Source organism: Kitasatospora sp. NPDC058478 (assembly GCF_042720345.1).
In the GTDB taxonomy this organism is placed as follows: Bacteria; Actinomycetota; Actinomycetes; order Streptomycetales; family Streptomycetaceae; genus Kitasatospora.
In genome coordinates this window covers 1-2817 of record NZ_JBHXML010000153.1, presented here as the reverse complement: position 1 = coordinate 2817, position 2817 = coordinate 1, and the positions used below count along the sequence as shown (strand labels likewise).

General features: G+C 73.4%; 4 protein-coding genes. 3 read left to right on the top strand and 1 reads right to left on the bottom strand.

Going from position 1 to position 2817, the window contains the following annotated elements; translation table 11 throughout:
- Positions 1-60: 60 nt before the first annotated feature.
- Complete coding sequence (locus ACFWPT_RS40780) at positions 61-420, bottom strand: zinc ribbon domain-containing protein YjdM (protein ID WP_063345891.1); 360 nt, start codon at positions 418-420, stop codon at positions 61-63.
- Positions 421-708: 288 nt separating this feature from the next.
- On the opposite strand from ACFWPT_RS40780, the gene ACFWPT_RS40775 reads away from it, so the two are divergent.
- The 3 genes from ACFWPT_RS40775 to ACFWPT_RS40765 all read left to right on the top strand — a co-directional run bounded on the left by ACFWPT_RS40775 (position 709) and on the right by ACFWPT_RS40765 (position 2758).
- Complete coding sequence (locus tag ACFWPT_RS40775) at positions 709-1947, top strand: styrene monooxygenase/indole monooxygenase family protein (RefSeq protein ID WP_380488095.1); 1239 nt, start codon at positions 709-711, stop codon at positions 1945-1947.
- Positions 1948-2328: 381 nt separating this feature from the next.
- The gene (locus tag ACFWPT_RS40770) at positions 2329-2541 is read left to right on the top strand and encodes a thiazolylpeptide-type bacteriocin (protein ID WP_380381049.1); all 213 of its coding nucleotides are present in this window, start codon (positions 2329-2331) and stop codon (positions 2539-2541) included.
- A 37-nt stretch (positions 2542-2578) separates the two neighbouring features.
- On the top strand, positions 2579-2758 hold the full coding sequence (locus ACFWPT_RS40765) for a thiazolylpeptide-type bacteriocin (protein ID WP_363376356.1): 180 nt from the start codon (positions 2579-2581) through the stop codon (positions 2756-2758).
- The last annotated feature ends 59 nt before the right edge of the window (positions 2759-2817 follow it).

The following is a 2817-nucleotide window of genomic DNA, read 5'->3' as shown; positions in this document are numbered from 1 at the left end:
GGCCCGTACGAGCAGGTGCTCGTACGGGCCGCCGCCGTTTCGCGCCGGGCGCGGGCCCGGTCAGGCCTTCTTGACCACGCTCGACTTGAGCTGCATCGCGCCGAACCCCTCGATCCGGCAGTCGATGTCGTGGCCGTCGACGCCGTCGACCAGACGGATGTTGCGGACCTTGGTGCCCGCCTTGATGCCGGAGACGCTGCCCTTGACCTTGAGGGCCTTGACGACGGTCACGGTGTCGCCGTCGCTGAGCACGTTGCCGACCGCGTCCCGGATCACCCGCTCGCCCGGGCCGGCCGGTTCGGCGGCGCCGCCTGCCGCGGGCATCCACTCGTGGCCGCACTCCGGGCAGACCATGAGGGCGTTCATCTCATAGGTGTACTCGCTGGAGCACGACGGGCACGGGGGGAGGTGGTCGCTCATGCGCGCGGGCTGTCCTCTCAGGTCGGGCCGGGGGTCGGCGGCTCGCCAGCATGTATGAAGTTGAAGAATTTTTCAAATCGCTTGTTCGAGGGCATCCGACCGCGGACGGTGACGTTCCCGGCAGGGCGCGCGCGGGCCGTGGACGCCGGTGCCCGATGGCTGGTATCCAGGCCACTGGCAGCGCGACCGGCGGCCGGCCAGCGCCCACCGCCCCCTGCGGGCTCACCAGCCCACGGACGGAAGGGTGTTGAGACCGGGCCGGGACGTACAACCAGGAAAGCGGAGACGATGCGCAGAGTTCTGATCGTCGGCGCCGGGCAGGCCGGCCTCCAACTGGCCCTGGGGCTCCAGGCCCACGGCTACGACGTGACGGTGATGACCGACCGCGACGCGGACGCGGTCCGCAGCGGCCGGGTGCTGTCCACCCAGTGCATGTTCGACGCCGCACTGCGGACCGAACGCGACCTCGGCCTGGACCTCTGGGCGGACGCCGCACCCCGGATCGAGGGCCTCGGAGTCTCCGTCGCCGGGCCGCAGTCCGTGCGGGTGATCGACTGGGTCGGGCGCCTGGACGCGCCCGCGCAGTCCGTCGACCAGCGGCTGAAGATGCCCGCCTGGCTGGAGACCTTCGCCGGGCGCGGCGGCCGGGTCGTGGTCCGCCCGGTGACCGTCGGCGACCTCGAACACCTCTCCGGCTCCTACGACCTGGTCCTGGTCGCGGCCGGAAAGGGCGACCTGGCCGCGATGTTCGAGCGCGACCACGAGCGCTCCCGGTACGACCGGCCGCAGCGCGCGCTGGCCGCCAGCTACGTGTACGGGCTCGGCCCGCGCCCCGAGCACGACTTCCCCGCCGTCCGCTGCAACGTGGTGCCCGGCATCGGCGAACTGTTCGTGATGCCGGCGCTGACCGCGGCCGGCCCGTGCGACATCCTGCTCTGGGAGGCCGCCCCGGGCGGCCCGGCGGACGCCTTCGACGGGGTCCGCGACCCGGCCGAACACCTGCGGGTGACGCTCGACCTGATGAAGGCCTTCACTCCTTGGGAGTACGACCGCGCCCGGGCCGGAATCGAACTCACCGACGCCGGCGCCACCCTCGCCGGGCGCTTCACCCCCGCCGTCCGCCACCCGGTCGGCGAACTGCCCGGCGGCGGAGCGGTGCTGGGCGTCGCGGACGTCGTCGTCCTCAACGACCCGATCACCGGCCAGGGCTCCAACAACGCCGCCCGGTGCGCGGCCGGCTACCTCGACGCGATCCTCGCCCACGGCGACAAGCCGTTCGACCGCGACTTCATGCGGGCCGCCTTCGACCGCTTCTGGCAGGCCGTGCGCCCAAGCACCGTCTGGAGCAACGCGATGCTCGCGCCGCCGCCCGAGCACGTCCTGCACCTGCTCGGCGCCGCCGGTCAACTCCCGCCCGTCGCCGTCCGGTTCGCCAACGCCTTCAACGACCCGGCCGACCTGGAGCAGTGGTTCCTCGACCCCGCGAAGGCGGCCGCCTACCTGGAGTCGTTCACCCCGCAGGACTGACCGCAGCGGATCGGCCGGGGCGGATCGGCTGGAGCGGATCGGCTGGAGCGGATCGGCTGGAGCGGATCGGCCGGGGCGCCCGAGCGGACGGCGGGCCCCGGCCGCCATGGGGGCGGTGCACCGGAGCGCCGGTCACGGCTCGCTCAAGTGCGGCTGAGGCAGGAGCCGGTGTTGCGCCCGGCGAGGTGGGCATCCGGCCAATGTGCCGAGCGCCCGGGTCCGGCGCGGCCGGCCGCGGCCTAGAGTCGCCGGTGGGCGGTGCGACGCCGGGGTCAGGACGATCCGCGTGCGCCGCCGCACCCCCGGGGGCCGGCACACCCTCGGCCCCCACCCCGCCACAAGCGCACCTCGGCCTCGTCCGCCACCCCAAAGGAGTCCGACATGTCCGACCTTGCCATGTCCGCGTCCACGTCCGCCCCGGGCCTCGTCGGCCAGGCGCTCGACCTCCAGGACCTGGACCTCAGCGAGCTGACCGTCACCGCGCTGCGCGACACCGTCGCCCTGCCGGAGAACGGCGGCTCCTGGGGGTCCTGCTCCTGCCAGGCCTCGTCCTCCTGCGCCCAGCCGAACCTGCCCGGCGCGGACTCGTTCTGACCATCCGTCAATTCATCTCGAACATCCGGGAGACCACATGTCGGACCACTTCGAGGACGTCCTCGCCCTCGACGACCTCGACCTCGGCGAGCTGACCGTCACCGCGCTGCGCGACACCGTCGCCCTGCCCGAGACGGGCGCCTCCGGGGCACCCAGCTCCAGCTCCTGCGGATCGTCCTCCTGCGCCGCTCCGCACCCGCCGACCCGGACCTTCTGAGCCCGGCGTCGCCAAGTCCCCGTTGAACAGCGCGTGTCGGCGTGCGGCCGCCCCTCGCC

What these genes read in the sequence shown, in the direction of transcription:
- ACFWPT_RS40765 (WP_363376356.1), top strand. Translation starts at nt 2,579, where the DNA reads ATGTCGGACCACTTCGAGGACGTCCTCGCCCTCGACGACCTCGACCTC.
- ACFWPT_RS40775 (WP_380488095.1), top strand. Translation starts at nt 709, where the DNA reads ATGCGCAGAGTTCTGATCGTCGGCGCCGGGCAGGCCGGCCTCCAACTG.
- ACFWPT_RS40780 (WP_063345891.1), bottom strand. Translation starts at nt 420, where the DNA reads ATGAGCGACCACCTCCCCCCGTGCCCGTCGTGCTCCAGCGAGTACACC.
- ACFWPT_RS40770 (WP_380381049.1), top strand. Translation starts at nt 2,329, where the DNA reads ATGTCCGACCTTGCCATGTCCGCGTCCACGTCCGCCCCGGGCCTCGTC.